Origin of the sequence: Corynebacterium sp. HMSC04H06 (assembly GCF_001815935.1) — a bacterium.
Taxonomy (GTDB): Bacteria; Actinomycetota; Actinomycetes; order Mycobacteriales; family Mycobacteriaceae; genus Corynebacterium.
The window spans coordinates 20,828-27,105 of the sequence record NZ_KV823456.1 but is presented as its reverse complement, the minus strand read 5'-3'; the positions used below and the strand labels follow the sequence as shown (position 1 = coordinate 27,105).

Annotated in this window: 5 protein-coding genes and 1 pseudogene; 2 read left to right on the top strand and 4 right to left on the bottom strand. The window is 65.6% G+C overall.

Going from position 1 to position 6,278, the window contains the following annotated elements; genetic code table 11:
• Positions 1-208: 208 nt before the first annotated feature.
• On the bottom strand, positions 209-568 hold the full coding sequence (locus tag HMPREF3067_RS10300) for an Rv2175c family DNA-binding protein (protein ID WP_070769634.1): 360 nt from the start codon (positions 566-568) through the stop codon (positions 209-211).
• Between the two features lie 66 nt (positions 569-634).
• On the opposite strand from HMPREF3067_RS10300, the gene HMPREF3067_RS10295 reads away from it, so the two are divergent.
• Positions 635-1,981, top strand: coding sequence for a protein kinase domain-containing protein (locus HMPREF3067_RS10295; RefSeq protein WP_070769633.1), 1,347 nt, complete (start codon positions 635-637; stop codon positions 1,979-1,981).
• On the opposite strand, the gene HMPREF3067_RS10290 is transcribed toward HMPREF3067_RS10295, so the two are convergent.
• Together HMPREF3067_RS10290 and HMPREF3067_RS10285 are read right to left on the bottom strand one after the other, a co-directional pair.
• Positions 1,978-3,381 carry a class II 3-deoxy-7-phosphoheptulonate synthase gene (locus HMPREF3067_RS10290; RefSeq protein ID WP_070769632.1) on the bottom strand — a complete coding sequence of 468 codons (1,404 nt, stop codon included), beginning with the start codon at positions 3,379-3,381 and terminating at the stop codon, positions 1,978-1,980. The two genes, HMPREF3067_RS10295 and HMPREF3067_RS10290, sit on opposite strands and share 4 nt — an antisense overlap.
• Before the next feature lie 43 nt (positions 3,382-3,424).
• Positions 3,425-3,934 carry a polyadenylate-specific 3'-exoribonuclease AS gene (locus HMPREF3067_RS10285; RefSeq protein WP_070769631.1) on the bottom strand — a complete coding sequence of 170 codons (510 nt, stop codon included), beginning with the start codon at positions 3,932-3,934 and terminating at the stop codon, positions 3,425-3,427.
• A gap of 273 nt (positions 3,935-4,207) precedes the next feature.
• Between HMPREF3067_RS10285 and HMPREF3067_RS11585 the strand changes: the two are divergent.
• Positions 4,208-4,882: pseudogene (locus tag HMPREF3067_RS11585) on the top strand (glycosyltransferase 87 family protein); the annotation flags it as partial.
• Between the two features lie 200 nt (positions 4,883-5,082).
• Here the strand turns inward: HMPREF3067_RS11585 and HMPREF3067_RS10275 are convergent.
• A complete protein-coding gene (locus HMPREF3067_RS10275) occupies positions 5,083-6,273 on the bottom strand; it encodes an acyltransferase family protein (protein ID WP_246819303.1) in 1,191 nt (396 codons plus the stop codon).
• Positions 6,274-6,278: the final 5 nt, after the last annotated feature.

Here is a 6,278-nt window from a genome sequence, read left to right as displayed (position 1 = left end):
ACGGCACAGTCACCTGGGACCCACCCTGGAACAGCAAGCCCTAACGGCGAACGGCCAACGGCTCACGGCCGACGGCTAACACGGGGGTCACCCGCGAGAGGCCGCCACAAGGAACAAAGCCAGCCGAACCCCACGACTGCCGGCCAACAAGCAAAGACACAAGAAAAGGCGCCACGGAAACCACTCCGTAGCGCCTACTCGGCGTACCTTAGAAGGCCGAGGCCTGCGCGCGCCGGATTACTTCGCGCGCGAGGTGCCCGTGCAGGCCGTCGATGGGGCGCCCCGGCAGGGACTCGTCCTCGGTGAAGAGGTGGCGAAGGATTTCGTCCTCGCTGTAGCCGCCGTCCGACAGCACGGTGATGGCTCCCGAAACGAATTTGCTGATGGCTTCCTTATCGTTGAAGAAAGCCGCGGGGACCAACTTCTTGTCGCCGGTGCGCCAGGCAATAATTTTCTTCGCGTTCAACAGGTCGTGCACGCGGGTCACCGCGATGCCGAGCTTGTCGGCGACCTGCGGCAGGGTGAGCATCGGTTCGTCGCGGAGCAGGGTTTCCAGAGATTCATCCATACTAGTCACGGCACTCTACTGTAGCCGGTGTGCACATCCTCCGGGATTTCGGCCATACTGGAATTCATGAGTCGGTTAGAAATTGGTGACGTGCTGGAGAACCGGTACCGGGTGGACCGCCCGATCGCCCGCGGTGGCATGTCCACGGTCTACCGCTGCGTGGACCTGCGCCTAGGCCGCGCCGTCGCCGCCAAGGTCATGCACGCGGAATTCGTGGACGACCCGGTCTTTACCCGCCGCTTCGAGCGCGAAGCCAAGGCGATGGCCCAGCTCGCCCACCCGAACCTAGTCGGCGTGTACGACTTCTCCGCCGACGGCGACCCGATGTTTCTCATCATGGAGCTCATCACCGGCGGCACGCTGCGCGAGCTACTCGCCGAGCGCGGCCCCTTGCCGCCCTACGCGGTCGCCGGCGTCATGCGCGCCGTGCTCGCCGGCCTGAACGCCGTCCACAACAAGGGCCTCATCCACCGCGACATCAAGCCGGACAACGTCCTGATCAACTCGGATCACCGCGTGATGCTCGGCGACTTCGGCTTGGTCCGCTCCACCAGCGCGCAGCAGGCGACCTCCGACAAGATCGTCGGCACGGTTTCCTACCTGGCCCCCGAGCAGGTCGACGGCTCTCCGATTACGCCCGCCACGGACGTCTACTCGGCCGGCATCGTTCTGTTCGAGCTGCTCACCGGCACCGTCCCCTTCCAGGGCGAGACCGCCCTGGCGCATGCCCTGACCCGCCTTCAGGAGGATGTGGTGGCGCCGAGCGAGCGCATCGCCGGCATTCCGCCGCTTTTCGATGCCCTCGTCGCCTCCGCCACCGCCCGCGATCCGCAGGCCCGCTTCGCCGACGCCGGCGAGTTCCTCGCCGCGCTTGACGATGTCTCCCGCGAGCTCGACCTGCCCACTTACACCGTGCCCGTCCCCCAGGATTCCGCCGCCGCCCGCACCGCGGCGCAGCCCACGGACATGTCCGGCACGGCGGTCTTCGCCGCCACGGGGGTATTGGAGAACTCCGAGCCGTCCGAAGACCCCGAGAATCTAGACGCGGAGGCGGAAACGCGCATCGTTAGCGACCCCGCTACTGGGGCACCGACCGAGCAGTACCGCCGCGAGCCGCTCAGCTTCGAGACCCGCCTGGACCAGCCCCAGGTCGCCCCACAGCCGATGCCCGCACCGCAGCTAGCTCAACCAGCACAACCAGCCCCCGTGCCGCACCAGCGCCCCCAGGCCGCCCCGATGGCCCGCACGGCAGAAAAAGAACCCACCGAACGGCTGCTGACCAACCGTTCATGGGTTCCGTTGACGCTCTTTCTCGTCCTAGCCGCTGTGCTCGCCGGCAGCGTCGCGCTGGCGACCTGGTGGTTCGGGTCCGGCTACTACGCCGGCACCCCGATTTTCTGGCGCACCTACTAGCGATGCCGCCCCTGGTTCCGCAACATCTCCGCCACTAGGAAGGATAGCTCCAGCGACTGCTGCGTGTTCAGGCGCGGGTCCACGGCGGACTCGTAGCGGCCCGGCAGGTCGACGTCGGTGATGTCCTCAGCGCCGCCTAGGCACTCGGTGACGTCCTCGCCGGTGAACTCCAGGTGGATGCCGCCCGGGTGGGTGCCCAGCTCACGGTGCACCTCGAAGAAGCCCTGCACCTCGTCCAGGATCTTGTCGAAGTGGCGGGTCTTGTAGCCGTTGGACGCGGTGAAGGTGTTGCCGTGCATCGGGTCGGACTGCCAGACGACCTTGTGACCGGACTCCTCGACGGCCTTGATGACCGGCGGCAGCACGGTGCGCACCTTGTCGTGGCCCATGCGGGCGATCATGGTCAGGTGGCCCGGCTCGCGCAGCGGGTCGAGCTTCTCCGCGTATTCCACGGCCTCCTCCGGCGTGATCCCCGGCCCCAGCTTGATGCCGACCGGGTTACCGATTAGCGCCGCGAAGTTGACGTGGAAGTCTTCCATCCCACGGGTGCGCTCGCCGATCCACACCTGGTGGGCGGACAGGTCGTAGAGCTTGGTGTGGCCGCGGTCGTCCTGGCCTAGACGCAGCATGCCGCGCTCGTAGTCCTTGAGCAGGGCCTCGTGCGAGCAGTAGATGTCCGCCGAGCGCAGGGTGTCGTCGTTGACACCGCAGGCGCTCATGAAGTTCAGGCCGGCCTCGATCTCGTTGGCCAGGGCCTCGTAGCGGGCGCCGGCGCGGGAGTTGGAGACGAACTCACGGTTCCACTCGTGCAGCGAGTACAGGTCCGCGGTGCCCGACGAGGTCAGCGACCGCACCAGGTTCATCGCCGCCGAGGAGTTGGCGTAGGCACGAACCATGCGGGCCGGGTCGTGGCGGCGGGCTTCCTCGGTCGGCTCCACGCCGTTGACGATGTCGCCGCGGTAGTTCAGCAGCCCGTTACCGTCGCGGTCCGCGGAGCGCGGCTTGGCGTACTGGCCCGCGATACGCGCGAGCTTCACCACCGGCGTCGACGCGCCGTAGGTCAGCACGACGGCCATCTGCAGGAGGGTCTTGATGTTGCCGCGGATGTGCGGCTCGGTGTTGGACTCGAAGGTCTCGGCGCAGTCGCCGCCTTGGAGCAAAAAGGCCTTGCCAGTGGCGACGGCCGCGAGCTTCCGCTTCAGGGATTCAATCTCCGGTGGCACGACGATGGGCGGGACCGACTCCAAGATCTTGCGCACGTTGTCCGCCTGGGCCTGGTCCCAGGACGGCTGCTGCTTGGCAGGGCGGTCTACGACGTCGCGAAACTTCTCCTCGATGCCATCCGGCAACGGGGGAAGATCGGGCAGGGCTTCGTTCGGGATATCAATTGTCCAACTCACACCCCGATTTAACCACGTTCATCGGTCGGATGATAGTTACGGTTTACTTAGTAATTCGATTACCCTTGGTCAGTGGCAGCGCCTTCTGGCAGATGTTGAACTTGGCCAGGTTGTGGCGCGCGTCCACTAAGGCGTCGTGGTTACCCGCCGGCACTGCCGGCAGCTTCGGGCGGCCGGCAAACTCCCAGTACTGCTTGAGTTCTCGCGTGTACCGCGGCAGCCGTTTGGGCAGTCCCGCCATGTCGCCCCACAGCTGCGCGAGCACCACGTGATCGTAGGCGCCGACCCACGCCCACAGTTCGGGCGGCGTTTTCGCACTGCATAAAAATCCGTAGACTTCCTCCCGGATAGTGTGGATGGGCTTCCACACGGCATCGTGGGGCGAGGGCAATTTGTCGAGCACGTTCTCGCGCACCCAGGCGTTGGCCAGCTGCGGGTCGAACTCCGTCGACACCGCGTAGTACTCGCGCCCGTCTTCCGCGACAATACCGATGGACACCAGCTCTATTGTCCGGCCGTCCTCAATGAATTCGGTGTCGTAGAAGTATCGCACGAGTATTGATTCTAGTCCTTGCTTAGACAGGTCCTCGCGCGGGGTAGACTACGTTGCGTGCTCGCTTCAGTCGTACGGCGTGTTCCCGCCTGGATCCCGCTCATCATCTCGTTCGCGCTCAGCATCTTCTGGCTTATCGATATCCCCTTATTCCTCACCGAGGGCATCCTGCGGCCGTACTACCACATCGATCTCGACGTCTACCGCGCCGGCGGCCAGGCCTGGTTGGAGGGCAAACACCTCTACGCGCAGGATTACGAGGTCTCCGGCGGGATGATCCTGCCGTTTACCTACCCGCCGCTGGCGGCGATGCTCTTTTCGTCCCTCAGCGTGGCGAGCCTGCCGGTGGTCTCGGTGGTATGGACGGTGGCATCGTGGACCGGGATGTGGGTATGCCTGTGGCTGGTGCTGCGGCCGCTGAAAAAGGACGCGGCGGTGACGTGGGCCGCCTGGTGCATGGTGCCGGCCGTCGTGGCCGAACCTATCACCGAGTCCTTCAGCTTCGGCCAGGTCAACATCTTGCTGACGCTCATCGTGCTGGTGGACTTTCTGGTCCTGCCCCGCCGCCTGCGCGGCGTGCTGCTCGGTCTGGCCATTAGCATCAAGCTGACCCCCGCGGTCTTCGTGCTGGTGTACTTCGCACGGCGGGAGTGGCGCGCGCTAGCGACCACCGCGGTGGCGGTTGCCGGCTGGGTCGGCGTGGGCTTTTTAGCGGCGCCGGTCAGTTCGCGGGACTATTGGCTGCAGACGCTGCGGGACTCGGAGCGTATTGGCGGATTGGCGTATTCGTCGAACCAGTCGCTGCGCGGCTTCCTCGAGCGGATCGGAGCCGGCGACTTCTGGCTTGCCGGCGTGGCGGTCGTCATCGCCGCCTGCGTGGTGGCCGTCTACCGCGTCCGCGCCGGCGGCGTGGTGCCGATGATCCTTATCGCCGCGCAGCTGTCGCTGCTGGCCTCGCCGGTGTCCTGGTCCCACCACTACGTGTGGCTGGTGCTGCTGGCGGCCTACGTCACCGCGCTTGTCCCCCGCAGCTACTGGCTGCCCGGGCTGCTGTGGCTGGTGCTTTTCGCCCGCGGGCACTGGCTGGTGCCCAACACCCAGAACCAGGAGCTGGAGTGGAGCCTGTGGCAGGCCGTGCCCGGCAACGACTATTTCTGGTTGACCTGGGTGGTCGTGCTGTGCGCGCTGGTGGCCCCGCGGTATATCTGCGGCGGTTTCATCGACCAGCCCAGCACGGGGACCTTGCTCAAGGCCCACAGCGCCAGCGCCCCGACGGCAGAAATGACCAAGCAGTAGAGGATCCAGAACCAGGTGTTCTCCCACGGCCACGCGCCGTCGATCATGACCTCGACCGGGTGATGGGCGGTCAGCAGCCCGAAGCCCAGGGTCAGCGCGATGGGGTGGCCCAGATAGACCGGCAACGTGTGCCGGCCGATAAACCGTAGCAGGTGGGATACACCCGGCACGTACGACAGCAACACCGCGCCCGCGATGGCGGCCGGGAACATCAGCAGGTGCTGTCCCAGGCGCACCAGTGACCAGAGCTCCGCGCCGCCGATCCAGTCCGCACCCGGCAGGTACCAGTCCACCACGATGTCCGAGTCCTTGATGCCGTTCCACCAGCGCACCAGGCTGTAGCCGGCCACAAAACCGCCGGCGCTGCCGAGCACGGGCGCGCTGGCCTTGAGCACCGCGTATTTGGGCGGGCGTACGCGGGCGGTGAAGGCGTGGCGCAGGGGGGCTTCGATGAGCTCGGCGAAATCCGTGATCCACTGGCGACAAAACGCGCCGATGACGAAGATGGGCAGGTACATCAGTGCCTTGCCCACGAAGTAGACCTCCTCGTGCCAGCCCAGAAAGAGCACGGGGGCCAGCGAGCCGAAAACCGCGGCCCAGCGCGGCAGGCGGCGAACCGCCCACAGGTAGAGGTTGAACAACACCAGCGCGTGCAGGAACCAGCCCATGTTGTGGCCCAGCAGCAGGGACACCGCGTAGTCGGTGAAGGTGCGCGGCTCGTCGCCAAAAACAATTGAGTAGTGGACGCTGTTGGTCCACAGCTCGACGGGCACCCAGATGCAGTAGGGCACGATGAAAAACCACAGGCGGCGACTGAAGAGCTCCCACAGGCTGTAGTGGAAGATTTTTTTCGAAAAGTAGCCGCTGACCAAGAAAAACAGCGGCATGCGCAGCGGGTCCAGCCAAGTGTTGGCGGTAAAGAGCCAGGTTAAGTGGGCATCCGGGACGGTGATGGAGATATGCAGCACCACCACCCCGATGATCGAGAGCCCCTTCGCAACATCGGGCCAGGCCAGCCTTTGGGAGGCGGCGGGAGAAGGCAAAACTT